The 24,880-nt window shown below is 64.3% G+C and carries 23 protein-coding genes and 1 tRNA gene; 10 read left to right on the top strand and 14 right to left on the bottom strand.

The window, feature by feature from the left end; all coding sequences use genetic code 11:
* Positions 1-63 precede the first annotated feature (63 nt).
* The 5 genes from APH44_RS23105 to APH44_RS23085 are packed head-to-tail and all read right to left on the bottom strand — an operon-like array spanning position 64 to position 3,047.
* The gene (locus APH44_RS23105; RefSeq protein ID WP_054894733.1) at positions 64-843 is read right to left on the bottom strand and encodes a molecular chaperone; all 780 of its coding nucleotides are present in this window, start codon (positions 841-843) and stop codon (positions 64-66) included.
* A gap of 51 nt (positions 844-894) precedes the next feature.
* Entirely contained in the window at positions 895-1,398 is a 504-nt protein-coding gene (locus APH44_RS23100) for a spore coat U domain-containing protein (RefSeq protein WP_054894732.1), read from the bottom strand.
* A gap of 3 nt (positions 1,399-1,401) precedes the next feature.
* Complete coding sequence (locus APH44_RS23095; protein WP_054894731.1) at positions 1,402-1,935, bottom strand: spore coat protein U domain-containing protein; 534 nt, start codon at positions 1,933-1,935, stop codon at positions 1,402-1,404.
* 17 nt (positions 1,936-1,952) lie between these two features.
* Complete coding sequence (locus APH44_RS23090) at positions 1,953-2,486, bottom strand: spore coat U domain-containing protein (protein ID WP_054894730.1); 534 nt, start codon at positions 2,484-2,486, stop codon at positions 1,953-1,955.
* Between the two features lie 33 nt (positions 2,487-2,519).
* Positions 2,520-3,047: a spore coat U domain-containing protein gene (locus APH44_RS23085; protein ID WP_054894729.1), complete on the bottom strand. Its 528-nt coding sequence runs from the start codon at positions 3,045-3,047 to the stop codon at positions 2,520-2,522.
* 289 nt (positions 3,048-3,336) lie between these two features.
* On the opposite strand from APH44_RS23085, the gene APH44_RS23080 reads away from it, so the two are divergent.
* Genes APH44_RS23080 through APH44_RS23070 form a run of 3 tightly spaced genes read left to right on the top strand, consistent with a single transcriptional unit; the run spans position 3,337 to position 8,465 of the window.
* Positions 3,337-5,580, top strand: coding sequence for an ATP-binding protein (locus APH44_RS23080; RefSeq protein WP_054894728.1), 2,244 nt, complete (start codon positions 3,337-3,339; stop codon positions 5,578-5,580).
* Positions 5,581-5,604: 24 nt separating this feature from the next.
* Positions 5,605-6,066, top strand: a complete 462-nt coding sequence (locus APH44_RS23075; RefSeq protein ID WP_054894727.1) for a response regulator — start codon at positions 5,605-5,607, stop codon at positions 6,064-6,066.
* Positions 6,067-6,077: 11 nt separating this feature from the next.
* Positions 6,078-8,465, top strand: coding sequence for a response regulator (locus tag APH44_RS23070; RefSeq protein WP_054894726.1), 2,388 nt, complete (start codon positions 6,078-6,080; stop codon positions 8,463-8,465).
* A 98-nt stretch (positions 8,466-8,563) separates the two neighbouring features.
* On the opposite strand, the gene APH44_RS23065 is transcribed toward APH44_RS23070, so the two are convergent.
* Positions 8,564-8,638, bottom strand: a tRNA-Gln gene (locus APH44_RS23065).
* A gap of 291 nt (positions 8,639-8,929) precedes the next feature.
* On the opposite strand from APH44_RS23065, the gene APH44_RS23060 reads away from it, so the two are divergent.
* Positions 8,930-9,172 carry a hypothetical protein gene (locus tag APH44_RS23060; protein WP_054894725.1) on the top strand — a complete coding sequence of 81 codons (243 nt, stop codon included), beginning with the start codon at positions 8,930-8,932 and terminating at the stop codon, positions 9,170-9,172.
* A 107-nt stretch (positions 9,173-9,279) separates the two neighbouring features.
* Complete coding sequence (zapE, locus tag APH44_RS23055) at positions 9,280-10,356, top strand: cell division protein ZapE (protein ID WP_054894724.1); 1,077 nt, start codon at positions 9,280-9,282, stop codon at positions 10,354-10,356.
* A 30-nt stretch (positions 10,357-10,386) separates the two neighbouring features.
* Here zapE and APH44_RS23050 read toward each other — a convergent pair whose 3' ends face one another.
* A complete protein-coding gene (locus APH44_RS23050) occupies positions 10,387-12,276 on the bottom strand; it encodes a propionyl-CoA synthetase (RefSeq protein WP_054894723.1) in 1,890 nt (629 codons plus the stop codon).
* Positions 12,277-12,436: 160 nt separating this feature from the next.
* Here APH44_RS23050 and APH44_RS23045 point away from each other — a divergent pair, with 160 nt between their 5' ends.
* Positions 12,437-13,726 carry a leucine-rich repeat-containing protein kinase family protein gene (locus tag APH44_RS23045; RefSeq protein WP_054894722.1) on the top strand — a complete coding sequence of 430 codons (1,290 nt, stop codon included), beginning with the start codon at positions 12,437-12,439 and terminating at the stop codon, positions 13,724-13,726.
* Between the two features lie 85 nt (positions 13,727-13,811).
* Complete coding sequence (locus APH44_RS23040) at positions 13,812-14,678, top strand: LysR family transcriptional regulator (protein WP_054894721.1); 867 nt, start codon at positions 13,812-13,814, stop codon at positions 14,676-14,678.
* Here the strand turns inward: APH44_RS23040 and APH44_RS23035 are convergent.
* From APH44_RS23035 to APH44_RS23015, 5 genes are all read right to left on the bottom strand, one after another.
* A complete protein-coding gene (locus APH44_RS23035) occupies positions 14,652-15,809 on the bottom strand; it encodes an HPP family protein (protein ID WP_054894720.1) in 1,158 nt (385 codons plus the stop codon). The two genes, APH44_RS23040 and APH44_RS23035, sit on opposite strands and share 27 nt — an antisense overlap.
* Positions 15,810-16,049: 240 nt before the next feature.
* The gene (locus tag APH44_RS23030) at positions 16,050-17,369 is read right to left on the bottom strand and encodes a sensor histidine kinase (protein ID WP_054894719.1); all 1,320 of its coding nucleotides are present in this window, start codon (positions 17,367-17,369) and stop codon (positions 16,050-16,052) included.
* On the bottom strand, positions 17,366-18,037 hold the full coding sequence (locus APH44_RS23025) for a response regulator transcription factor (protein WP_054894718.1): 672 nt from the start codon (positions 18,035-18,037) through the stop codon (positions 17,366-17,368). The genes APH44_RS23030 and APH44_RS23025 overlap by 4 nt, the downstream gene beginning before the upstream one ends.
* Positions 18,038-18,352 (bottom strand): PepSY domain-containing protein, encoded by a 315-nt coding sequence (locus APH44_RS23020; RefSeq protein WP_054894717.1) that lies wholly within the window; start codon positions 18,350-18,352, stop codon positions 18,038-18,040.
* The gene (locus APH44_RS23015) at positions 18,352-18,660 is read right to left on the bottom strand and encodes a PepSY domain-containing protein (RefSeq protein WP_054894716.1); all 309 of its coding nucleotides are present in this window, start codon (positions 18,658-18,660) and stop codon (positions 18,352-18,354) included. Before APH44_RS23015 ends, APH44_RS23020 begins: the two co-directional genes overlap by 1 nt.
* A gap of 167 nt (positions 18,661-18,827) precedes the next feature.
* On the opposite strand from APH44_RS23015, the gene APH44_RS23010 reads away from it, so the two are divergent.
* Together APH44_RS23010 and queD are read left to right on the top strand one after the other, a co-directional pair.
* A complete protein-coding gene (locus APH44_RS23010) occupies positions 18,828-19,907 on the top strand; it encodes a patatin-like phospholipase family protein (protein WP_054894715.1) in 1,080 nt (359 codons plus the stop codon).
* Positions 19,908-19,960: 53 nt separating this feature from the next.
* Positions 19,961-20,317: a 6-carboxytetrahydropterin synthase QueD gene (gene queD, locus APH44_RS23005; RefSeq protein WP_054894714.1), complete on the top strand. Its 357-nt coding sequence runs from the start codon at positions 19,961-19,963 to the stop codon at positions 20,315-20,317.
* A gap of 11 nt (positions 20,318-20,328) precedes the next feature.
* On the opposite strand, the gene APH44_RS23000 is transcribed toward queD, so the two are convergent.
* Both APH44_RS23000 and APH44_RS22995 read right to left on the bottom strand, forming a co-directional pair.
* Entirely contained in the window at positions 20,329-21,081 is a 753-nt protein-coding gene (locus tag APH44_RS23000) for a hypothetical protein (protein ID WP_054894713.1), read from the bottom strand.
* Positions 21,082-21,149: 68 nt separating this feature from the next.
* On the bottom strand, positions 21,150-21,617 hold the full coding sequence (locus tag APH44_RS22995) for a DUF1289 domain-containing protein (RefSeq protein WP_054894712.1): 468 nt from the start codon (positions 21,615-21,617) through the stop codon (positions 21,150-21,152).
* A gap of 407 nt (positions 21,618-22,024) precedes the next feature.
* On the opposite strand from APH44_RS22995, the gene acnB reads away from it, so the two are divergent.
* A complete protein-coding gene (gene acnB / locus APH44_RS22990; RefSeq protein ID WP_054894711.1) occupies positions 22,025-24,634 on the top strand; it encodes a bifunctional aconitate hydratase 2/2-methylisocitrate dehydratase in 2,610 nt (869 codons plus the stop codon).
* Positions 24,635-24,880: the final 246 nt, after the last annotated feature.

Raw genomic sequence — 24,880 nt, 5'->3', positions numbered from 1 at the left:
TCACACACGGTTTCCAACCATCGGCGGGTCCTCCCTGGCCCCTCCACTACCCGCATTTGCAGGTCACTGCCCTTGGCTGATGGCCTGAGCCACCTCCTGGCCATTGACCCGTCCCTTCAGCACGCTGCTTGCGCCCAGTGCGGCCGGTGCCGGCCAGCGCATGCTGGCCCCCGGCAGCACATAACCCAGCAAACCCTCGACCAGCGGTTTCTGCTGGCCCCCTTGCTGCAGCACCACATCGGTGAGGCGCGCATGCACCGGCCCGGTGTTGCGCAGCTCGACATACGGCTTGCCCTGTACCGTCACTGCACGCCAGCTCAATTGAGGCTTGCCGACACCTTCGGCGCTACGCTTGCCCTCGGGGTCGGGCTTGCCCCACAGGCCTTCGCCATAGACGAACAGCGGGACCGAATAGCGCATCTGCAGGCGAATGGCTGCCTTCGGCCCTTCGGTATTGCTATCGGGCGGAGTTGGCGAGGGGATCTCGTCGATGATGATCCGGTAGGCTTGCTCCTGGCCCACCGGCGAGGTACCCGTGCGTGTCAGCCGGATCAGTTGCTTCTGACCTGGCGGAATATTGGCCACAGGGGGGCTGCCGATGATCTCGCGCTGCGCCTGGAACTGCTCCTGATAATCGCCCTGACGCCAGGCGAACACCCGCACTTGCAGGCTGGCCGGCGCGCTACCGCGGTTCTCCAGCCATAGCGCGCCGGCCTTCTGGTCGGCCTCGAGCACCGGATCGATCGGCCAGATCAGCACCGACGTCGCTGCTGCTACCGGCAGGCTGGCCAGCAGCAATGCCCCGATGATGATGTTCCGCGCCGTGTTCGCCCCTGCCCCCATGCCGCTCTCCTCTGTCTTGTCGATAGCCGTGCCTGAACGTGCGGATCACCGTCACCAGGTCACTGTCACTTGCACTACATCGGTGTAGGTCCCCGCCGGCACATTGCCGGGCAACTGGATGCGGCCATACACCGGCAACTTGATCGCCGTTGGATCGCTATAGCTCACCGGCACGCTGGTACCGATGGTCAGGGCCTGGCTCAACGCCGCATCGCGAAACAGCTGGTAGGCCACCAACTGCGTGCCGCCACTGCGCTTGAGATTGCGCGTGCCGCTGGCACTGTTCTGTCCGCCATCGAGGCTCATGCTCAGGGTCACGCCCGGCGTACACTGAAAGGTCACCGTGGTGCCGCCCAGCGCGGTGCTCAGGGTGGCGGTGGAAAGCGCCGACTGGGTGCCGAAATCGAGTACGCCGTAGGCGCTCACGCCGCCGACCACCAGGCAGCCTGCGGTGATCTGCGCGCTGACCTGGAAGGTACTGGTGGTCGCTGCCGTCGAGGGCAGCGTCCACACGAGCCACAGGCCCGCCAGCAGTGCGTGGGGCCAACCGCGCATGGGTCAGAAGGTCAGCTCGACCGCGACCGTGTCGGTGTACACCCCGGCCGGCAGGCCCGCCTTGCCGCGCGCCTGACCGTACAGATTGACGGTCTGGGCGACACCCGTGCTGGTCGGCAGGGTGATGGTGCCGTCGATGGCCAGCAGTTGCGTACGACCGGTATCGGTGTAGAAGTCGTACGGCACGAAGTTGCCAGCGCCATCGGCCAACGCGCGCGTCCCGCCGCTGGATGCTCCGTCGTGGGCACCGGCCCGCACACGTATCGCCGGCACGGTGCCAGCCGAGCAGAGAATGCTCATGGCCCCGCCGCCGCCACCGAGCACCTGGCCATTGGCAGTGGTGAACAGAGCATCCTGGGTGCCGAAGTTCAGGCTACCGAAATTGAGCCCGGAGGTGCCGGCGCTGCCATTGACCTGGCAGGCCGAGATCAACGTCAGGGTCGAGTTGATCGTCCCGGTCACGGTGGCCGCCTGGGCCTGGGCCGCCAGGGCAAGACCCAGGGCGGTGAGGATGCAGCGGATCGATGTGCTTGCCATGGGAATCTCCTTGCGTGTTACCAGTCCAGGGTTACTCGAAGGGTGTCGCGGTACAGCCCGGCCGGCAGCGCGCGCGGCTGCGCGACCACCACACCGTAGATCGGGACGGGCACCTGCTCGGTGCCTTGGATGGTGAAGGTGCGGGCCTGGCCGATGCCATAGCGGCTGTTGCCAGCAGGGTCGACGGCCAGTTGATAAGGGATCAGCTCACGGCCATTGCTCAGTTGGCGTACGCCGCCACCGCCATTGAGGCCTTCGTCGATGCGCACGCTGAACGCACGCACCTGAGGCGTGCAACTGATCTGCAGGCTGCCCTGCCCGCCCGCCTCGTCGACACGGGTGCGCAACGGCCCGTCCCAGGTCGGCCCCTGTGCGCCGAAGTCCATCAGTCCGGGATTGCCAAGGGTGGCCGGTTGCTGGTCGCTGCTGATCTGGCAGGCGCTGCTGATCACCAGCCGTGCCTGGATGAACCCGGTGGTGCTGCCATGCGCCGAGGTGCCGGGCAGCAACAAGGGCCCGAGGGTCAGCAGCAGCAATGAGGTACGGTTCATGTCGGCGCGTCCTTGTGCATGTGGATCCGCTCCCTACCAGGTGACCGTGACTTTGAGCAGGTCGGTATACAGCCCGGCTTTCGGTACCCAGGCCAGACGGTCGATGCGGGCATACAGCGGGAGTTCCACCGAGCCGCTGTCTGGCACCCGCGCCGATTGTGCGACGTCTACGGCCAGCGGCTCACGCCAGGCAGCGTCGCGATAGAGACGATAAGGGATTGGGCGCAGCTGCCGATCATTGCCGCCCAGATAACGCACCTCGCCTACCCCACCATGCTGGCCGCCATCGACCCTGACCTGATACGGCGTATCGGGATTGCATTCCAGGCGTGGCGGGCGTTGGGCAAGCAGTACGCCGCTCAGTGGCGCATCAGGGCCGTCCAGGCGCGCGGCACTGCCCAGGTCGATTCGACCCAGGGCCTGCGCACCCGCGTCGCGCGGTTGGTTCACCAGCATGCAGCCTCGCTGCACCTGGACCCGCACTTCGACGAGAAAATCCGCCGCTACGGCACTACCACTCAACAACAGGCCCAACAGCGAGGCCAGCAAGCGCTCCGTCACCGAATATCCCTTCCAGTGTTCCCTGTGCTGTTCTGAGCGTAGCAGTAGGATTGGATCCTGCTAGCGCGTGGGAAATTTCTCGACTCCTCAGCCCTCGGCTAAGCCTCGCCCCAGGGCTTGAGGTGGGGAACTTATACAAATTTCAAACTCACGTAGAACCTCCCCGAGCAATAGCCCTCAAATGGCCATAACCCCGGCGAACACGCTGACTTTCTGATACCTTGCACAGTGCACGACCTGTGCCAGACGCCTATGGCCACCGCTTGCGGCCACGACGGGAGAGCTTTTCTTGACCACCGCCCAGAACGCCTTCGATCAAGCCGTGGAACGCTGCGCCCAGGAGCCGATCCAGGTTCCAGGCAGCATCCGGCCCCACGGCTTTCTGCTGGTACTCGACGAACAGGACCTGCGTATCCTGCAGGCCAGCGAGAACGCCCAGCGCTGGCTTGGCATCCCCACCCCGGCGCTGATCGGCTGCACCCTGCCCGAGCTGATGGATCAGGGTTTCGATGCCCGTCGCAAGTTCGCGCGCCTGCCCGAAGACGAAATCTTTCCCTTCCACATCGGCGACGTGAAACTGCGTGAAGGTGCGCCCTGTACCGATAATCTGCGCCTGCTGGCCCACCGCCACGACCAGGTACTGATTGCCGAGTTCGAGCCCTGTCGCCCGGCCGCCGCCCTGGGTGAGCACGACGACTACTATCCGCTGGTGCGCGCCTTCGTCAGCAGCCTGCACCAGGCCACGAGCATCGAGGAACTGCTCCAGCAGTCGGTGGTGCAGATCAAGCGCATCACCGGTTTCGGTCGGGTCAAGGCCTACCGCTTCGATGCCGAGGGCAACGGCCAAGTGCTGGCCGAAGCGGCCGATCCCGGCTATCCAAGCTACCTGGGCCTGCGCTTCCCGGCTTCGGACATTCCGCGCCAGGCTCGCGAACTGTACAAGATCAACCGTATCCGCCTGATCGAAGATGCCAACTACCAGGCCTCGCCCTTGATTCCCAGCCACAACCCTCGCACCGGCAAGCCTCTGGACATGAGCTTCGCGGCCCTGCGCAGCGTCTCGCCCGTGCACCTGCAGTACATGCGCAACATGGGCACGCTGGCGTCGATGTCGGTGTCGATCATGGTCGATGGCGAGCTCTGGGGGCTGGTGTCCTGCCACCACGAACAGCCGCGCGCCCTGGATTTTCGCACCCGCGCCGCCTGCGAACTGCTGGGCAGCGTACTGTCGCTGCAGATTGAGGCCCACGAGGCACACAGCGCGACCCGCACCCTGCTCGACTTGCGCCAACGTATCGTGCACATGCTTTCGGCCATGGCCGACTACGACAGCGTCAGCGACGGGCTGCTCAGCCTGCCCGATGTGCTGCTGGATTTCGTCGGCGCCAGCGGTGCCGCAATCATCAGCGCCGAACGTTGCGACCTGATCGGCCACGCGCCGCCCGAAGCGCTGGTCAATGAACTGGTGCAATGGCTGTCCAGACGCGGTGACGATGGCGTGTTCAGCAGCGACAACCTGGGCCGCGACATCCCCGAGCTGCCCGCCCTGGCCGAACACGCTGGCGGCGTGCTGGCGGTGGCCATCTCCCAGATTCATTCGCACTATTTGCTGTGGTTCCGCCCCGAGCAGGTGCGCACGGTCAACTGGGCCGGCCAACCGCTCAAGGAGGTCAGCGCCCAGGGCAACCTCAGCCCACGGCACAGCTTCGACAGCTGGCAGGAAGAGGTCAGCGGCTTCTGCGCCGCCTGGGACCCGTTGGTCATCGATGGCGTGGCCGAACTGCGCACCGCTGTGCTGGGCATCGTGCTGCGCAAGGCCGAGGAACTGGCGCAACTGAGCGGTGAACTGCAGCGCTCGAACAAAGAGCTCGAGGCCTTCTCCTACAGCGTCTCCCACGATCTGCGCGCCCCACTGCGGCACATTGCCGGCTACTCCGAACTGCTCAGCGAAGTCGAGGGCGAAGGTCTGTCCGAACGCGGCCAGCGTTTCCTCAAGCACATCGGCGAGGCCGCGCATTTCGCCGGCACACTGGTGGACAACCTGCTCAATTTCTCGCAGATGGGCCGCTCGGCCCTGCGTCTTTCGGATGTCGACCTCAATGCGCTGGTCGACAACATCCGCCTGGAATTCGCCCCGGATTACAGCGGCCGCGAGATTGTCTGGGAGATCGCGCGCCTGCCCAAGGTGATCGCCGATCCTGCCTTCATCAATCTGGTGCTGCAGAACCTGATCGCCAACGCGATCAAATACACCCGCGGGCGCGAGCCTGCACGCATCGAGATCGGTGCACACGAGCACGCAGACCGAATCGAGATCTTCGTGCGCGACAACGGCGTGGGCTTCGACATGACCTACGCCAGCAAGCTGTTCGGCGTCTTCCAGCGTCTGCACCGCATGGAAGACTTCGAAGGCACCGGCATCGGACTTGCCAGCGTGCGCCGCATCATCGAGCGGCACGATGGCGAAGTCTGGGCCGAGGGGGAGGTCGACAAGGGTGCCACCTTCCATTTCGCCCTGCCTGTCATCCGTTGAATACCTGAGGTAACCGTACTCATCATGCTCAAACCGATCCTGCTGGTCGAAGACAACCCCCGGGACCTGGAGCTGACGCTCCTGGCCCTGGAACGCAGCCAGTTGGCCAACGAAGTCATTGTCCTGCGCGATGGCGCCGATGCCCTCGACTACCTGCTGCGGCGTAACGCCTACGCGACACGCGACGACGGCAATCCGGCGGTGCTGCTGCTCGACCTCAAATTGCCAAAAGTCGACGGCCTGGAAGTGCTCAAGGAGGTGCGCGCCACGCCAGAACTGCGCAGCATTCCCACCGTCATGCTGACCTCCTCGCGTGAAGAACCCGACTTGCTGCGCGCCTATGAGCTGGGTGTCAACGCGTACGTGGTCAAGCCGGTGGAGTTCAAGGAGTTCGTCGCCGCCATTTCCGAGCTCGGGGTGTTCTGGGCCGTGCTCAACGAACCACCGCCCGGCTCGCTGCGCCTGAACCGGCGTGGCAGCAACTGAAGGCGCCGACGATGCAAGCCACTTCGCTGAAACTGCTGATGGTCGAAGACAGTTCGATGGATGCCGAGCTGAGCCTGTTGCGCCTGGAGCGCAGTGGTTTTCAGGTCCAGTCGCACCTGGTGTTCGACCATGCCGGGGTGGAGCACGCGCTGCTTGAGGGCAGCTACGACCTGATTCTCTGCGACTGCGTCCTGCCCGGTTCCTCCGGCACCGATGTGCTGGCCATCGCCCAGCGCCTGGCACCGGACGTGCCCTTCATCTTCCTGTCCGGCATCTACGGTGAAGAGCACGCGGTGGAGATGATCCGCCTGGGCGCCACCGACTATGTACTGAAGAAAAACCTGCCGCTGCTGCCCAAGGCCGTGCGCCGAGCCCTGACCGAGGTGCAGGAGCGCCAGCGGCGGCGCCGTGCCGAGGAAGCGCTGGCCGATGTCGAGGCACGTGCGCGCATTGCCATCGACGCCGCCGGCATGGGCACCTGGGACTACCGCCCGCAGGAAGACCTGCTGCTGTGGGACAACCGTTGCAAGGCCCTGTTCGGTCTGCCAGCCGACGCGGAGATGAGTCTGGAGGTGTTCTACGCCGGCATTCATCCCGAAGATCGGCCCCATGTCAGCCAAGCCGTGGAACTGGCGATGCAGCCAGACAGCGACGGCCACTACCGCGCCGAATTCCGCATCGCCGCTCCTGGCAACCTGGAACCGCACTGGCTGCTGTCCACCGGGCAGGCACAGTTTGTCGATGGCCGCTGCGTGCGTTTTTCTGGTGTGCTGCAGGACATACACCAGCAACGCCTGGCCACCCAGGCGCTCAAGCAGCTCAATGAAATGCTCGGCGAACGGGTCGAGCGCCGCACCCGCGAGCGCGACCGTGCCTGGGAGCTGTCGCAGGACCTGCTCGCGGTGCTGAACAAGGACCTGACGCCAGTGGCACTGAACCCGGCATGGGAGGCTGTACTGGGCATCAGCCGCGAACGCCTGAGCCAGACGTCGCTGCTGCACCTGTTGCCCGAAGCCGAGCAGGAGGCTTTTCTCGAAGAGCTGGCCGCCCTCGCCCATGGCCGCACCAGCGCCCGTTTCATCGGCCGTATCCAGCATGCCGGCGGGCAGCAGCGCTGGCTGTCCTGGGTGGTGGTGCCGGAAGACACGCTGTTGTACGTGGTCGCCCGTGACATCAGCAGCGAGCGCGAATCGGCGCTGGGGTTGGCCGAGGCCAACCGCCGCCTGCGTGACCAGATCATCGAGCGCGAACGCATCGAAGCGGCCCTGCAGCAGATGCAACGCCTGGAAGCGGTGGGCCAACTCACTGCGGGCGTGGCCCATGACTTCAATAACCTGTTGACCGTGATCCTCACCGGCACCAGCTTCGTCGAGCGCGACCTCGACAAAGGCGACCTGGCCAAGGCGCGCAGCCGCCTGAAGCATGTGCGCGAAGCCGGCGAGCGCGGGGCCAAGCTTACCTCGCAGTTACTGGCCTTCTCGCGCCGTCAGCGCCTGGAACCCGTGCCGCTGCACCTCAACCACACCCTGGCCGGCCTCGAGGAACTGCTGCGGCGCACCCTGGGCGGCAATATCTCGGTGCGCCTGGATCTGGACAGCAGCCTGTGGCAGGCCCTGACCGACCCGACCCAGACCGAGATGATCATCCTCAACCTGGCGATCAACGCCCGCGACGCCATGCCAACCGGCGGCCAGTTGACCCTCTCGACCCGCAACATACGCATCGAGGCCCTCGCCCAGCGCCCGGAAGACCTCGAGCCTGGCGAGTACGTGATGCTGTCGATCCGCGACACCGGTTGCGGCATGAGCGAAGAGGTGGTGGCCAGGGTCTTCGAACCGTTCTTCACCACCAAGGATATCGGCAAGGGCTCGGGCCTGGGCCTGGCTCAGGTGTTCGGCTTCGCCAAGCAGTCAGGCGGCGGCGTGCACATCGACACGGCACCCGGGCTCGGTACCCAGGTCAGCGTCTACCTGCCCGCGGTCAAGCAAGTCGACCTTGATGAGCCGCAGACGCTCGCAGTGCCGCAAGGTGCATCGCTCAACGGTCACGACCGAGTGGTGCTGCTGGTGGATGACGATCACCTGGTCCGCGACATGATCGGTGACGTGCTGCGCCTGCATGGCTACCAGGTACGCCAGGCCCACAGTGGCGAGCAGGCCTTGGCCTTGCTCGACGAACGCATCGATCTGCTGCTCACCGACTTCGCCATGCCCGAGTTCAACGGCGCACAGTTGGCCCATGCTGCACGCGAGCGCTACCCTCGCCTGCCCGTGGTGTTTCTCACTGGCTACGCCGAACTGGAAGGGCTGGAGTTGCCCGGCAGCCTGGTCATGCAGAAGCCCGTGCAAGCCGAAGACCTGACCCGGGCACTGAACGATTTGCTGGGGGGAGCGGAATAAGCCAGGGTGGCGCGCCATGCGCGCGCCACCTGACGAGCAGACACAAAAAATCGCCAGGCTGACTTGCAGGCTGGACGCTTGAGAATGCTTGGAAGTAATGGCAGGGGCGGCTGGATTCGAACCAACGCATGGCAGGATCAAAACCTGCTGCCTTACCGCTTGGCGACGCCCCTGTATCGAATTCGCTGACAGCTACGTGTGTTGCTGTGCTGGAATGGGCCGCACTTTACCAACATTCTTTTCGGCTGGGAACCCCCGAGTTGAAAAAAATTGCCGGAAAACAGCAAGTTAGTGTCCCCTACCCTAAGGTGATCCAACCACACCCGTTGCCTTGGGCGCCACTCGCCCTTGAAAGAGCTGGCACAGGCAACCGTCTGTCGGTTTTTTTCCGCCTCGCTTCAACGCATGCGTCTTTACCCATTCCAAGCAAGTAACCACCGCTTGCGCATCACAAGGAGGGCGCCATGCCAGTTTCACACGACCTGTATCAGGACCTGCACTACCCACGCGAAATCGTTCAACAGCGACGTCAGCAGGACAAGACACTGGACCGCCTGCTGGACGACTACATGGACCTCGACAACCAGGTGCTGGCTGCCGAGTCGATTTCAGCGGGCAACTTTGTGGACGAAGACCTGCGCCACCTCAAGGAAAAGCGCCTGGCCGTCAAGTTCATGATCGAACGGCAGCTGGAGCGCAAGGCCTGATCGGCGACCTATCGCGCCATGCGATCACTGCGGCGCACATTCTCGACTGGTCAAACGACGCAGGCTCGCGCAAGCTGCGTCTGCCCTCGTCATTCGGAGCCGTCGCCTTGTCCGCCTGGATTCAAAACCCCCTGCGCCACCTCGGCCAGCGCCTGCGTACCTGCCCCCCAATCGACACTACGCTGCTGACGCACTTCCAGGGCAAGGCCCACGAACGCGGCTATACCCTGAGCGAAGGCCAACACCGGGTGATCGAGGCCATGGCCACGCAACTGGCCGCCCTCGAACAGGGCCAGGCACGCAGCCTGTACCTGCATGGCTCAGTCGGCCGAGGCAAGAGCTGGCTGCTCGACGGGTTCTTCCAGGCCGTGCCGACCACAGCGAAACGCCGCCTGCACTTTCATGATTTCTTCGCCCGCCTGCACGAAGGCATGCACCGCCACCGCGCCCTGGACGATGCGCTGGGGGCCACCCTGGATGCGTTGCTCGGCGATTGCCAGGTGCTGTGCTTCGACGAATTCCACGTCCACGACATTGGCGATGCAATGCTGCTCACCCGCTTGTTCGGTGCACTGTTCGAGCGGGGTGTATTCTTGCTGGTAACGTCCAACTACGCCCCGGAAGGGCTGCTGCCCAACCCGCTGTATCACGAGCGCTTCCTGCCGGTGATACGCCTGATCAACAGCCGCATGCAGGTGCTGGAGGTCGGCGGCGACACCGATTTTCGCAGCCTGCCGGCCAACCGCGAGCAACAGCGCTTCACCCAGGGCCACTATGTCTGGCCGGCCGATGCCACGCAGCGCCAGATCCTTGCCGTGCCCGCCGCACAGGCACTCACGCTGGAGGTGAATCGCCGCCCGCTGCGCGCACTGCACAGCCATGAACGACAGGTGATGTTCGCCTTCGACGACTTGTGCGAACAGCCCACTGCGGTCATCGACTACCTGGCCCTGGCCGAACGTTTCGACCACTGGATCATCGATGGCCTGGATGATCTGTCGGCCTGTTCACTGGCGGCGCAGCAGCGCTTCGTCAACCTGATCGATGTGCTGTACGACCAGGACAAATCGCTGCTGGTGCTGGGCAAGCGCAGCCTGGAGCAAAGCCTGGGCGGGGCGATCAACGACCTGATGCGCACCCGCAGCCGGCTGGGGCAACTTCAGCAGATGGGGCCTGCGGCCTGATGGGCCGCGCCTGCCGGTGACACCGCGGCCTTATCCCGCCCGCGGCAGGTCCGCCAGCACACCCTCTATCTCAGGCAGTACCGCCGGGTCATCCAGCGTGGACGGCGCCACGTAGTCCACGCCATCGGCAATCTTGCGCAGCACCGCACGCAGGATCTTGCCCGAGCGTGTCTTGGGCAGGCGCTTGACCAGGCGCACTCGATTGAAACAAGCCAGCGCCCCGATCTGCTCGCGCACCTTGGCCACCAGTTCGGCCTGCAACTGTTGTTCGGCAATGCCCTGCCCGTCCTTGAGCACCACCAGCGCCAGCGGTACCTGGCCCTTGATCTCATCGTGCACGCCGATCACCGCGCACTCGGCCACCGCGGGATGCTGCGCCACCAGGTCCTCCATCTCGCCGGTAGACAGCCGATGCCCGGAGACGTTGATCACATCATCGGTGCGCCCCATGATGTAGACGAAGCCATCATCGTCCAGGTAGCCGCCGTCACCGGTGTGGTAATAGCCCGGATAGCTGTGCAGGTAGGCTTGCAGGTAGCGTGGGTGGTCGCCCCAGAGTGTCTGGCTGCAACCTGGCGGTAACGGCAAGGCGATCACGATGGCGCCCTGCTCGTTCGGCCCCAGTGGGCGCCCCTCATCGTCCAGCACCTGCACGTGATAGCCCGGCACCGCGCGATTGCTCGAACCCGGGCGTGCAGCGCTGCCCTCGAGCCCCACGCACGGCGCGGTGACCGGCCAGCCGGTCTCGGTCTGCCACCAATGATCGTGCACAGGTTTGCCACTGACCCGCTCCAGCCACTGGTGCGTGCTGGAGTCGAGTTTCTCGCCGGCAAGGAACAACTGACGCAGCGAACCCAGGTCATGACGGCGGATCAGTTCGCCATCCGGATCTTCCTTGCGGATCGCACGCATGGCGGTCGGTGCGCAGAACAGTGCATTGACCTTGTACTGTTCGACCACCCGCCAGTACGCCGAGGCATCCGGGGTGCGAATCGGCTTGCCTTCGTAGAACACCGTGGTGCATCCGCTCATCAGCGGCCCGTAGACGATCAGCGAATGGCCGACCACCCAGCCCACGTCGGAAATCCCCCACCACACATCGCCCGCCTGCATACCGTAGACGTGACGCATGGCGTAGCACAGCGCGACCGCATTGCCGCCATTCTCACGCACGATGCCCTTGGGTTTTCCGGTGGTGCCGGAGGTGTACATGATGTACAGCGGGTCGCCTGCGTCCAGTTCGACCGGCGCCACCGGCTCGGCATCGGCCACCGCCGCCTGCCAGTCCAGGTCGCGCCCAGGCTGCAGCTGCGCGCGGGCCTGGGGACGTTGCAGCACCAGCACATGCCCAGGCTGGTGCCGGGCCAGTTGCAGGGCGCGATCGACCAACGGCTTGTATTCGATCACCCTGTCGAACTCCAGGCCACAGGACGCGGTGAGCAGCAGGGTCGGACGCGCATCGTCGATACGCAGGGCCAATTCGTTGGCGGCAAAACCGCCGAACACCACCGAGTGCACCGCGCCGATCCGCGCGCAGGCCAGCATGGCCATGGCTGCCTGCGGCACCATGGGCATGTAGATGATCACGCCATCACCCTTGCCCACGCCGAGCGCGCGCAGCAGACCGGCCAGGCGCGCGACCTCGTCGCGCAATTGAAGGTAGGTGAAGGTCAGCGCAGCGCCCGTCACAGGCGAGTCGTAGATCAGCGCCAACTGCTCACCGCGGCCTTGCTCGATCTGATGGTCCAGGGCCAGGTAGCTGCTGTTCAGGCGCCCGTCAGCAAACCAGCGGTGAGTGCCGTCAGGGTTGTCCTGCAGAGTGAGGGTGGGTTTGCGGTGCCAGGCGAGCTGCTCGGCCTGGGCTTGCCAGAAGCTGGCGGGATCGGTGATGGAATGCGCGTAGCTGTGCTGATAGGTCATTGGTTCGCAACCCGGTACTTGTTGTTATTGAAGGGCGAGCCTTGAGTATGGACCGGCATTGCGCCCCTGCCATCGGACTTAAGTCGCAACCCTTGTGCAGATTTGCAATGGCCTGGCGCAGCTCTAGAATGGCGCCCTTTCCAAGCCATAGGCACGCACCATGCACAGCCTCGAAGACCTCAAAGCCGGCCGACTCCAAGGCATCACCCGCCTTGACCTGTGCGAAGGCCTGACCTGCTTCCCGCCAGAGATCTTCACACTCGCAGACACACTCGAGGTACTGAATCTGACCGGCAACGCCCTTTGCGCATTGCCCGACGACCTGCACCGACTGACCCGGCTGAAAGTGCTGTTCTGCTCGGAAAACCGCTTCACCCACCTGCCCCACGGCATCGGCCGCTGCACGCGCCTGGAAACCGTGGGCTTCAAGAGCAATTGCATCAGCCAGGTCGATGCGCAGGCGCTGCCAGCCAGCCTGCGCTCGCTGGTACTGACCGACAACCTGCTCGAAACTCTGCCGCAACAGATTGGCGAGTGCACCCACCTGCAGAAGCTGATGCTCGCTGGCAACCGCCTGACCGACCTGCCCAAGAGCCTCGCCCGTTGCGAACGCCTGGAACTGCTGCGCGTCGCCAGCAATCGCCTGACGGCCCTGCCCGACTGGCTGCTGCACATGCCGCGCCTGGCATGGCTGGCCTATGCCGACAACCCGCTGCCCCAGGCGCTGCGGGCGCCCACGGTAGAGACCGCCGCCCAGCGTATCGACTGGGCGGATCTCACACTGGGCGAAGAGCTCGGCCGTGGTGCCTCGGGTGTGATTCACCTGGCGCATTGGCGCGCACAGCAGGCACCGGTAGCGCTCAAGCTGTACAAGGGCGCGATCACCAGCGATGGCTCGCCCCTGGCAGAGATGAGCGCCTGCCTGGCAGCGGGCGACCACCCGCAACTGGTGCGGCTGCTCGGGCGCATCGACAACCATCCCCAGCGTCGCCCTGCGCTGGTGATGCAACTGATCGATCCGAGCTGGTTCAACCTTGCAGGCCCACCGAGCCTGGACAGTTGCACCCGCGATCGCTACCCCGCAGAGCGCCACTTCAGCCTGGACGCTGTGCAGCACCTGCTGGCGGGTGTCGCTTCGGTGGCCGCGCACCTGCATGCACGGGGCCTGAACCATGGCGACCTGTATGCCCACAATATCCTCTGCGCAGCAGCCGGTGACTGCCTGCTCGGGGACTTCGGCGCGGCATCGTTCCACTCGCCGGCTGCAGGCGCGGCTGGCGAGGCCATCGAGCGCCTGGAGGTGCGCGCCTTCGGTATTCTCATCGACGAACTGCTGGACTGCTGCGAAGAAGACACCAGGCTGCGCGCCCTGGCCGGGCACTGCCAGCAAGCGGATGTGCTGCGACGCCCAGCGTTCGCCCAGGTGATCGAGGCGCTGCGCAGCCATTGAGAGCACGGGGGCCTTGGATCATTTACCTGCCCCAATCCGGTGCAAAGCCCCTAGAATGACGCACTGACCCACAGCCGAGCACCCAATGGACATCGATCAGGCCCGTACCTTTCTGGAAATCGTGCGCTGCGGCAGCCTGGTGGCCGCAGCCGAGCGCCTGTTCGTCTCACAGACTGCCATTTCGGCCCGAGTGCAGCGCCTGGAGCAACAACTCGGCTGTCAGCTGTTCGTGCGCAGCCGCAACGGCGCCAGTTTGACCGGCGACGGCGAGGCCTTCGTCACCTACGCCAACCAACTGGTACACACCTGGGAAGCGGCACGCCGTGACCTGCCGCTGCCACAGGGCTGCCAGAAGGTCCTGCACCTGGGGGGCGAGGTGAGCCTGGGCAATCCGCTGATGCTCGATTGGGTCAGCGCACTGCATGGGGCCCTGCCCGACCATGCGATCCGCAGCGAAGTGAGCGACGGCGAAGCGTTGCTGCGCAAAGTGGAAATGGGCTTGCTGGATGCGGCGCTGGTCTATCAACCGACCTATGTCCCGGGGTTGCAAGTCGAACAGTTGATGGAAGAAAAGCTGATCCGCATCCGCCGCGTCGACCTGCCCGAGCCTTACATCTATGTCGACTGGGGCGAAGCCTTCCGACGCCAGCACGATGCGGCCCTGCCCCACTGCGCGCGGCCGGCGCTGAGCTTCAACCTCGGCCCCCTGGCGCTGCAGTTCATCCTCGACCAGGGCGGCAGCGGCTATTTCCGTACCCGTGTGGTGCAGGCCTATCTGGATAGCGGCGTGCTGGAGCGCGTGCCACAGGCGCCGGAGTTCACCTACCCGACGTTCCTGGTCTATGCCCGTGAACGTGACAGCGAGGCGCTGCAACAGGCGCTCGCGCTGCTGCGCCGTCAGGTGGCCGACGGCGCCAGCGACTGGTCACAACGCTGGGACCCGCTGGTCTGAGCGCTGCGTTGCAGCGTTGAGCAGGTGACGTTTCAGGCCTGCGATAAGGTCGGTCTGGGTGATCACTCCGACCAGTCGCCCGTCGTCCAGTACCGGCAAGCAGTGCAATCCGTGCTCGCCGAGCAGCGGCAGGAGGCGCTCCAATGGATACTCGCTACCCACGCTGACCACTTGGCGGCTCATGACTTGCGCCATGCGTGTCGACGGGCGACGGAACAGGCCTCGCCAACTGAAGCGCCCCCGGGCCATCGCAGGGCCAACCAGGTCGCTAAGGCTGACGATACCGACCAAACGCCCGTGCTCCAGCACCGGAAGCGTCTTCAGGTGATGGCTGGCGAGCGTCTTCCAGGCCTGTTCCAGGGTCGTGTCCGGCGAGGCGAACTGTACGTCGTGGGACATCACCGCGGCCGCCGTGATCCCGCCCAGGCTGCGCTGCAGGGCGTGCTGCTCGGTGGCCAGGATGATACGTTCGAGCTCATCGCGGGTGACATCGACAAACTCCCCCAGCTCCTCCAGCGCCAGATCCAGGTCTTCTGCGCTGATGCCGACGCGTGCACCGGGTAGGGGGTCATGGGTGTGATGCGGGTCTTTGCGCGGTACGGCGCCCTTGGGATAACGCACCCCGGTCAGGCGGTTGTAGAGCACCGCCACAGCCACCAGAATCAATGCGTTGAGCAGCACTGGCTCGAGCAAATGGTCGCCCATCGCCACCAGCCCTGGGTCAGCCAGCACCACGCTGGCCGCCACACCGCCGCCCGGAGGGTGCAGGCAACGCAACCCACACATCAGCAGCAGCGAGCCCCCCAGGGCCGCTGCAGCCACCCAGAGCTCGCCGCCCAGGCCCTGGCGCATCGCCAACCCGAGGATCCCGGCCAGGGCATAGCTGCCGAGCACCGGCCAGGGCTGCGCCAGCGGGCCGGAATGCACGGCGAACACCAGTACCGCCGAGGCGGCCAACGGGCCAAGCAGGTGCAAGGCGACGGAGGAGCCGTACGCCATGCTGCACAGCCATCCGGCGAGGAACAGACCCAGCAGCGCGCCGACAGCGGCACGCAGCCATTCCCGCGGGGGAATGTTCAAAGGCGCCGGCAACAGGCGCTGCAGACGGTTTTCAGGACGTGAGGCAGGCATCGAATCAAGCGCAATCGTATTGGAATAGTTAAAAAGAAAGCCCAGCCGAGAAGGTCTGGGCCCTGCATTACCAAGGCAATGACAATGGGCTCCGTCCGTGGAGAGATGGAAACCGGAGGGTTTCGTGGTGGGGATTGTGCCGAACGCACCGTTTTGGGGCCAATTCAAAAAAATGCGTCTGGGCTGCAATTTTTTTGCTGGATCTGCCTTTGATCGATCACTCAAGGGCCAAGAAGCGTGTCAGCGCCCCTTGCGTGGCAACTCGATGCTGACGCGCAGCCCTCCCAGCGGGCTCTCGAGCAAGGTGATCCGCCCCTCCCAGGCCTCGACGATGTCCCGCACGATGCCCAGCCCCAGGCCATGCCCGTCCACCTGCTCGTCGAGCCGCGAACCGCGCTCCAGCACCTGCTCCCGTGCCTCACCGGGAATTCCAGGCCCGTCGTCGTCGACCCAGAGCCGGTAACCCTCGGCAGTTGCCTCGATACCCAGGCGTACCTCGCTGTCAGCCCATTTGCAGGCGTTGTCCAGCAGGTTGCCCAGCAGCTCCAGCAGGTCCTCGCGGTCCCAGGGCAGCAACAACCCCGGTGGTACATCACGCGCCAGCAGCAGCCCCTCGCCATGGATCATGCCCAGCGTGGAGAGCAGGCCAGGCAGCTCCGCGTCGCAGTCGAACTGCGCGCCTGGCAAGGCATCGCCCGCCAGGCGTGCGCGGTTCAGTTCACGGGCCAGGCGCTGCTGGATCTGCTCCAGTTGTTCGCGCAGTTGCGCCTGCACTTCAGGCAGATCGCGCAGGCGCTCGCTCGACGCCAGGCTCAGCAGCACCGCCAGAGGGGTCTTCAGGGCATGGCCGAGGTTACCCAGCGCGTTGCGTGAGCGACGCAGGCTGTCTTCGGTGTGCGCCAGCAGGTGGTTGACCTGGTCCACCAGCGGTTGCAGTTCACTGGGCACCTGGGCATCGAGTTGGGAGCGCTGCCCCTGTTGCAATTGGGCGATCTGCTGACGGGCGCGCTCCAGCGGACGTAACGAGCGGGTCACGGTGATGCGCTGCAGGACCAGGATCAACAGCAGCGCCAGCACACCCATGCCCAGGCCGATCTGCTGCAAGCGCCTGAACCCCTCGCGTACGGGTGAATAATCCTGAGCGACGCTGATCGAAATATCCTGACCCAGGCGCCGGTAATCTCCGCGATAGGCCAACAGTTGCTGGCCTTCCGGGCCCAGCTCATGGCCATCCTCCAGCCCCGGGCGCGCGAGCTTGGGCATGTCCAGGTCCCATAGCGAACGGGAGCGCCAGGTGCCCTGCTCGAAATCGATGCGAAAGTAATACCCTGAAAACGGCCGTTGATAGGCCGCCGAGATACGCCGCTCGTCCAGTTGCAGGCCGTTGGGGCCACGGACCAGCGCCACCAGCAGGTTCTCGCTCTCCTTGCGCAGCCCGGCTTCGAGATAGCGCTGCAACCCGGCCTCGAACAACCAGAGGGTCACCTGCGCCACCGCCACGCCGACCACCACCAGCACGGCCACCAGGCCGAGGCTCAGGCGTGCCTGGATCGACTTCACCCGTTGCTGCTCCCGGCGTAGACATAGCCCTGGCCGCGACGGGTCTCGATCACGCTGCGCCCCAGCTTGCGCCGCAGGTGATTGACGTGCACCTCGAGCACGTTGGAGTCACGCTCGGTTTCCCCGTCGTAGAGATGCTCGGCCAAGTGGCTCTTGGACAGGACCTGCTGTGGGTGCAGCATGAAATAGCGCAGCAGGCGAAACTCGGCGGCGGTCAGTTGCACATCCACACCCTCGCGCACGACGCACTGGCGCCCTTCGTCCAGGTGCAGGCCCGCCGCCTCCAGGCGCGGCTGGTTGGCCAGGCCACGGGCACGGCGCAGCAGGGCCTGGATGCGCAGTTGCAGTTCTTCGGGGTGGAAGGGTTTGGTGAGGTAGTCGTCGGCCCCGGCCTTCAGCCCTTCGATGCGTTCGGCCCAGGAACCGCGGGCAGTGAGAATGAGCACGGGGATGGCCAGCGCAGCGGCACGCCATTGCGTCAGTACCTCCAATCCCGGCAAACCGGGCAGGCCCAGGTCGAGGATGATCAGGTCATAAGGCTCGCTCTGCCCCTGGTAGACCGCGTCACGACCGTCGGCCAGCCAGTCCACGGCATAGCCCTGGCGTTGCAGGCTGGCGATCAATTCGTCGGCCAGAGGCACATTGTCCTCGACAAGCAACAGGCGCATTCAGTCGTCTTCCTCGTCCTTGATCAAAACGCCGGTACGGGCGTCGTACTTGATTTCACGCACCACACCGGCCGGGGTCAGCAGTTCGACCTCGTACTCGTAACGGCCGTGCTTCTCTTCCAGCTCGGCCTCCAGCAAACGCGCCCCGGGGTAGCGCCCCAGGGCTGCGTCGAGCAGTTGCTCAAGCGGGAGGATGATGCCCTGCTGACGCAGCTCCAGGGCTTCGTCCTGGTCCAGGTCGCGGGCGGTCGCCGGCGAGCAGGCGACCCATAATGCCAGTGCCAGACAGGGCACCGCTCGCGGCAGGGTGTTCATCAGTTGTCTCGTTCGTCCTTCAGCACTTCACCGGTCTTGGCGTCCAGGGCAACGTCCCATTCGACGTTCTGCGCATCGCGCAGTTCGACCTTGTAGACATAGCGGCCGTATTCGTCTTCGAGCTCGGAATCGGTCACGGTCGAGCCGGGATGCTTGGCCACGGCGGCGGCCTTGAGTTCATCCAGCGACTTGATGGTCTTGGCATTGACCAGTTTGACCACTTCGTCGGGCTGCACGTCCTTGGCGAAGGCGGCAGTGGCACCGAAGGTCAGGGCAGCGGCGGTGAACAGGGCAGTCAACGTTTTCATAGGGTCTCTCCATCGAGGTGCGTATGTTGTCTACGGGGTTAAGATTAACCACCGGTCCTTAACTCAACCTGAAAACAGCTGGCGACATGATAGCGCCGTTCGCAGCCGCCGAGCGCCTGTCGAACCCCAATTGCCTATAATGCGTCCCTGCCCTTCAAGAGACAGCCATGAGCGCCATCCATATCAAGTATCCCGCCCTGACCTTCAAGGCCGGCCGACGCGCCCTGGCGCAGATCCGCGAGCGCGGCCTGCGGGCTGTCGATGTCGGGGTGCTGCCGGGGGCGGCCGGCGGCCCCAAGCCGCTGGGTATACAGGGCCTGGACCTGGCATTGTTCGGCCAGTTGCTGCCGTCGGCACCGCGGCAGCGCTCGCTGATCGGCGCCTCGATCGGTTCCTGGCGCTTTGCCAGCGCCTGCCTGGACGACCCCGTGGCCGGCCTGCGGCGCCTGGGCGAACTGTACACCGAGCAGGATTTCGCCAAGGGCGTGACCCCTGCGCAGATCAGCCAGAGCTGCCAGCGCATGCTCGACGATCTGCTACAGGGTCGTGATGGCCAGATCCTGACCAATCCGAACTATCGCCTGAATATCCTGGTGGTGAAGAGCCATGGCCAGCTTGCCCATGATCACCCCGCGCGGCTGGGCATGGGCCTGTCCTCGGTGATTGCCAGCAACCTGCTCGGGCGTTCGCGCCTGGCCCGTCACTTCGAACGCATCATCCTGCATGATGGCCGTAGCGCACCACCGCTGGACGCATTGACCGACTTTCCCTCGCGCTGCCTGCCCCTGGACCTGGGCAACCTGCGACAGGCGCTGCTCGCGTCGGGCTCGATCCCGATGGTGATGGAGGGCGTGCGCGATATTCCCGGCGCTGGCAACGGCACCTACCGTGACGGCGGCCTGCTGGACTACCACCTCGACCTGCCCTATCGAGGCGACGACCTGGTGCTCTATCCGCACTTCACCGACAAGGTCGTGCCCGGCTGGTTCGACAAGGCCCTGCCCTGGCGTCGCGGCGATGCCACACGCCTGCACAATGTGCTGCTGATGACGCCATCGCCGCAGTACCTGGCCGCCCTGCCCTATGGCAAGCTGCCGGACCGCAACGACTTCAAGCGTTTCATGGGGGATGCGCCGACACGCAAGCGCTATTGGTACAAGGCCATCGCCGAAAGCCAGCGCCTGGGCGACGAGCTGCTGGAACTGGTCGCCACCGGGCGGCTGCATGAACGGTTGCAAGCCTTGTAGCAAGCATGCTGGTAGACTGCGCGCATTCTTGATTCACACAGAGTTCTGCCAGCGTGGAAATTTTCAAAGAGTTCACCTTCGAGTCCGCTCACCGCCTGCCCCACGTCCCCGAAGGACACAAATGCGGTCGCCTGCACGGCCATTCGTTCAAGGTCGCCCTGCACCTGACTGGCCCGCTCGACCCGCACACCGGCTGGATCCGCGACTTCGCCGAGGTCAAGGCGATCTTCAGGCCGATCTACGATCGCCTCGACCACAACTACCTGAACGACATTCCCGGCCTGGAAAACCCGACCAGCGAAGTGATCGCCAAGTGGATCTGGGAACAGGTCAAGCCGCTACTGCCGGAACTATCGAAAGTGCGTATCCACGAGACCTGCACCAGTGGTTGCGAATACACCGGCGACTGACCACTCGGCCGTCAGGGCTGTGGGTTGCGATGAGGCGGAACGCCAGCCTGACTGACAATCAGCGTAAAGCCGCCGCGCTTGCCGATCTGGTCATTGAGGTAGGCGATATTCTCCACCTGACGCCTGACCTGGCGTCCCTTCGGGCTGTAGAGCGTCAGGTTCGGCAACACATCGTTGTCACGCAATGCTGCGGGGTTCAGGCCCGGAATATGCCACAGGGGCGTTCGCTGTGCAGATGTAAGGGTGTATAGCGGAGTGGTCAACTGAATGGGTGGGTCAATAGGCAGCTCGAACGAAGCCCCGATAGGGTCGTTGATCTGGACCCTGGCCGGCTCGTCCACGTTCACGCCCGCTGGCGAGTCGGCGCTATAGAACCCCAGGTAGCCGTTGCGACTGGTGTCGAGCCAGTAGTCGAGCTCGGGCCAGGCATGCGCGTTGCGCCCTTCGTAGGCGGGACGGATCTCGTACACATAGCCGTCGGCATGGCGGTAGACACCGAACCAGAAGCAGTCACTCACATAGCGTTTGTGTGCGTCCTTGCCGAACAAGCCTTCGAGCAGAAACGACTGGATCATCTCCTCGCCGTAGTCCCAACTGGTGATCAACCAGCCATCGTCTCCATTCCAGTCATCGAACTCGACCCAGAACGGCCGGAACATGTCACTGTCCTCTTTCCATTGGCCGACGGTAACAGGGCGATCATGAAGCTGCCATTGGCAACGCGCGTTGAAACTCAGCAGGGGTTGAAACTCGAGACTGGACATACGGCGCTCCTTGAAGTGAGGGAGCGTCAACGCTAAATAGTGCGAGCGCGGCGCAGCAGCCTGAAGCCTTACCCCAGCGACTGCTGCAGGAAAGCAGGCGCGATGTAGCGCTGGTAATGGGCCTCGGAAAGCAGGAAAAACTCGCGGTCGATGGCGTCGCGCAACTGCGGCAGTTCCCAATCGCGGAACTCCGGCAGCAAGGCCATGCCGTAGGCCTCCAGATCGCGAATCATGCGAGCACCGCGGGCGATCAACTGGTAGGCCCAGCAGTATTCGGACTGGTGTTCAAGAAAGCGGATCGAGCGCTGTTCGAGCTGCTCGCGCAAACGGTCTTTGTCGAACACTTCAAGCTTGGCCATCATCACCTGCACCAGCAACTGCTCCAGGCGCAGCCAGACTGCACGCTTCTGCTCCTCGTCATAACCGTTCCAATTGATCACTTCATGGTGAAAGCGCTTGCAGCCACGGCAGACGGTGTCTCCGTAGACAGTTGAGCAAAGGCCGACGCAAGGGGTCTTGATGGACTGGTTGGACATGGAAAAACAACGGCTTGGCGGTGGAACACGGCTTCATGTTAGCCCTTTGTCTAACCGGGGTCACTCGTTAAAGTCATCGTAGGCAACTTACCTTCCGTGTTTTTTTGCCGTAGAATCATCCCGCCTTTTCAAGGCAACAATGTCCGTTGGAAGCTGTTTTCAAAGCGTCACGAGCACAGTTCATCCGGTAGAACGGTGTTGGCCCAGGCCATGCTCCCCGCATGGCCCGCGCCAGCCCCTCATCAACGCTCCGTTCTACAGGCGTAAAACTTTGAAAGCAGCTTCTGTAAGGATTCCCTGCGACCCTGGCTGGACGGCTCAAAAAGCCGTGATCCGCGCATGGGTGCAGGGAATGCTGGATGAGCGTCCCGGACTCCCTTTAGGGACCACTGATGAGGGTAATAACTGTGCTTGAAGCCTACCGCAAACACATCGAAGAGCGTGCCGCCCTGGGTATCGTGCCCCAGCCGCTGAACGCCGAACAAACTGCAGGCCTGGTCGAGCTGCTGAAAAACCCGCCGGCCGGCGAAGAAGCCTTCCTCGTAGACTTGATCACCAACCGCGTTCCGCCAGGAGTCGACGAAGCTGCCTACGTCAAGGCCGCGTTCCTCTCCGCTGTCGCCAAGGGCGAAGCCAAGTCGCCACTGATCGACCGCAAGCACGCCACCGAGCTGCTGGGCACCATGCAGGGCGGCTACAACATCGAGACGCTGGTCGCGCTGCTGGACGACGCCGAACTGGGCGCCGTCGCGGGCGAACAGCTCAAGCACACCCTGCTGATGTTCGACGCCTTCCACGACGTGGCCGAAAAAGCCAAGGCCGGCAACGTGCACGCCAAGGCCGTCCTTGAGTCCTGGGCTGCCGGCGAGTGGTTCACCTCGCGCCCAGCCATCGCCGACAAGTACACCCTGACCGTATTCAAGGTGCCAGGCGAAACCAACACCGATGACCTGTCCCCTGCCCCGGACGCCTGGTCGCGCCCTGACATCCCGCTGCACGCCCTGGCCATGCTGAAGATGGCCCGCGACGGCATCGAGCCTTCGCAGCCAGGTTCGGTCGGCCCACTGGCCCAGATCGAAGCAGTCAAGGCCAAGGGCTTCCCGGTTGCCTACGTCGGCGACGTGGTCGGTACCGGCTCCTCGCGTAAATCCGCCACCAACTCGGTGCTGTGGTTCTTCGGCGACGACATCCCGTACGTGCCGAACAAGCGCGCCGGTGGTTTCTGCTTCGGCACCAAGATCGCCCCGATCTTCTACAACACCATGGAAGACGCCGGCGCCCTGCCGATCGAATTCGACTGCACCAACCTGGCCATGGGCGATGTCATCGACGTCTACCCGTTCAAAGGTGAAGTCAAGCGTCACGACAGCGGCGAGCTGGTCACCACCTTCGAACTGAAAACCGAAGTGCTGCTGGACGAAGTCCGCGCTGGCGGCCGTATCCCGCTGATCGTCGGCCGTGGCCTGACCGAAAAAGCCCGTGCCGAACTGGGCCTGGGTGCTTCGGACCTGTTCAAGAAGCCAGAACAGCCTGCCGACACCGGCAAGGGCTTCACCCTGGCACAGAAGATGGTCGGTCGCGCCTGCGGCCTGCCGGAAGGCCAAGGCGTGCGCCCGGGTGCCTACTGCGAACCGAAGATGACCACCGTCGGTTCCCAGGACACCACCGGCCCGATGACCCGTGACGAGCTGAAGGACCTGGCATGCCTGGGCTTCTCTGCCGACCTGGTCATGCAGTCGTTCTGCCACACCGCGGCCTACCCGAAACCGATCGACGTCACCACCCACCACACCCTGCCGGATTTCATCCGCACCCGTGGCGGCGTGTCCCTGCGTCCAGGCGACGGCATCATCCACAGCTGGCTGAACCGCATGCTGCTGCCTGACACCGTCGGCACCGGTGGCGACTCGCACACCCGCTTCCCGATCGGCATCTCGTTCCCGGCCGGTTCCGGCTTGGTCGCCTTCGCCGCTGCCACCGGCGTCATGCCGCTGGACATGCCGGAGTCGGTGCTGGTGCGCTTCAAGGGCAAGCTGCAACCGGGCATCACCCTGCGTGACCTGGTCCACGCCATCCCTTACTACGCCATCCAGAAGGGCCTGCTGACCGTCGAGAAGAAAGGCAAGAAGAACGCCTTCTCCGGCCGCATCCTGGAAATCGAAGGCCTGGACGAGCTGACCGTCGAGCAGGCGTTCGAGCTGTCCGACGCCTCCGCCGAGCGCTCGGCTGCCGGTTGCACCATCAAGCTGCCGGAAAAGGCCATCGCCGAGTACCTGCAGTCGAACATCACCCTGCTGCGCTGGATGATCAGCGAAGGCTACGGCGACGCTCGCACCATGGAGCGCCGTGCACAGGCGATGGAAGCCTGGCTGGCCAACCCTGAGCTGCTGTCGGCCGACGCCGATGCCGAATACGCCGAGATCATCGAAATCGACCTGGCCGACGTCAAGGAGCCTGTGCTCTGTGCGCCGAACGACCCGGACGACGCCCGCCTGCTGTCGCAGGTACAAGGCGAGAAGATCGACGAAGTGTTCATCGGTTCGTGCATGACCAACATCGGCCACTTCCGCGCTGCCGGCAAGCTGCTGGACAAGGTCAAGGGCGGTATCCCGACCCGTCTGTGGCTGGCGCCGCCCACCAAGATGGACGCCCACCAGCTGACCGAGGAAGGCTACTACGGCATCTACGGCAAGGCTGGCGCGCGCATGGAAATGCCAGGCTGCTCGCTGTGCATGGGTAACCAGGCACGTGTGCAGACCGGTTCGACCGTGGTCTCCACCTCGACCCGCAACTTCCCGAACCGTCTGGGCGATGCCACCAACGTCTACCTGGCGTCGGCGGAGCTGGCTGCAGTCGCGTCGATCCTCGGCAAGCTGCCGACCGTCGAAGAGTACCTGCAGTACGCCAAGGATATCGACAGCATGGCTGCCGACGTCTACCGCTACCTGAGCTTCGATCAGATCGCCGAGTTCCGTGAAGCGGCGGCCAACGCCAAGATCCCGGTGGTTCAGGCGTAAGCTGAGCAGTCGGTTGTAAATGAAAAGCCCCGGTAGAAATACCGGGGCTTTTTCAATTCCGGACGGATCCCAGCAGGAGCGCAGGTCCCTGTGGGAGCGGGCTTGCCCGCGAAAGAAACACCGCGATGCATGGCACCGGCTACGCCGGTGATCGCGGGACAAGTCGCAGCGGCGAACCGCCGCTTGTGTCTTGATAGGGGATTAGAATCTGGAGTGAGAGCGGTGAATGGCAAGCTGAATGCCGCA

Origin of the sequence: Pseudomonas sp. NBRC 111143 (genome assembly GCF_001320965.1) — a bacterium.
GTDB classification, from domain to species: Bacteria; Pseudomonadota; Gammaproteobacteria; order Pseudomonadales; family Pseudomonadaceae; genus Aquipseudomonas; species Aquipseudomonas machongensis.
The sequence above is the reverse complement of the archived record's forward strand: the minus strand, read 5'-3'. Positions and strand labels throughout refer to the sequence as shown.

What these genes read in the sequence shown, in the direction of transcription:
- APH44_RS23105 (WP_054894733.1), bottom strand. Translation starts at nt 843, where the DNA reads ATGGGGGCAGGGGCGAACACGGCGCGGAACATCATCATCGGGGCATTG.
- APH44_RS23100 (WP_054894732.1), bottom strand. Translation starts at nt 1,398, where the DNA reads ATGCGCGGTTGGCCCCACGCACTGCTGGCGGGCCTGTGGCTCGTGTGG.
- APH44_RS23095 (WP_054894731.1), bottom strand. Translation starts at nt 1,935, where the DNA reads ATGGCAAGCACATCGATCCGCTGCATCCTCACCGCCCTGGGTCTTGCC.
- APH44_RS23090 (WP_054894730.1), bottom strand. Translation starts at nt 2,486, where the DNA reads ATGAACCGTACCTCATTGCTGCTGCTGACCCTCGGGCCCTTGTTGCTG.
- APH44_RS23075 (WP_054894727.1), top strand. Translation starts at nt 5,605, where the DNA reads ATGCTCAAACCGATCCTGCTGGTCGAAGACAACCCCCGGGACCTGGAG.
- APH44_RS23070 (WP_054894726.1), top strand. Translation starts at nt 6,078, where the DNA reads ATGCAAGCCACTTCGCTGAAACTGCTGATGGTCGAAGACAGTTCGATG.
- APH44_RS23060 (WP_054894725.1), top strand. Translation starts at nt 8,930, where the DNA reads ATGCCAGTTTCACACGACCTGTATCAGGACCTGCACTACCCACGCGAA.
- APH44_RS23050 (WP_054894723.1), bottom strand. Translation starts at nt 12,276, where the DNA reads ATGACCTATCAGCACAGCTACGCGCATTCCATCACCGATCCCGCCAGC.
- APH44_RS23045 (WP_054894722.1), top strand. Translation starts at nt 12,437, where the DNA reads ATGCACAGCCTCGAAGACCTCAAAGCCGGCCGACTCCAAGGCATCACC.
- APH44_RS23040 (WP_054894721.1), top strand. Translation starts at nt 13,812, where the DNA reads ATGGACATCGATCAGGCCCGTACCTTTCTGGAAATCGTGCGCTGCGGC.
- APH44_RS23035 (WP_054894720.1), bottom strand. Translation starts at nt 15,809, where the DNA reads ATGCCTGCCTCACGTCCTGAAAACCGTCTGCAGCGCCTGTTGCCGGCG.
- APH44_RS23025 (WP_054894718.1), bottom strand. Translation starts at nt 18,037, where the DNA reads ATGCGCCTGTTGCTTGTCGAGGACAATGTGCCTCTGGCCGACGAATTG.
- APH44_RS23020 (WP_054894717.1), bottom strand. Translation starts at nt 18,352, where the DNA reads ATGAACACCCTGCCGCGAGCGGTGCCCTGTCTGGCACTGGCATTATGG.
- APH44_RS23015 (WP_054894716.1), bottom strand. Translation starts at nt 18,660, where the DNA reads ATGAAAACGTTGACTGCCCTGTTCACCGCCGCTGCCCTGACCTTCGGT.
- APH44_RS23010 (WP_054894715.1), top strand. Translation starts at nt 18,828, where the DNA reads ATGAGCGCCATCCATATCAAGTATCCCGCCCTGACCTTCAAGGCCGGC.
- APH44_RS23000 (WP_054894713.1), bottom strand. Translation starts at nt 21,081, where the DNA reads ATGTCCAGTCTCGAGTTTCAACCCCTGCTGAGTTTCAACGCGCGTTGC.
- APH44_RS22995 (WP_054894712.1), bottom strand. Translation starts at nt 21,617, where the DNA reads ATGTCCAACCAGTCCATCAAGACCCCTTGCGTCGGCCTTTGCTCAACT.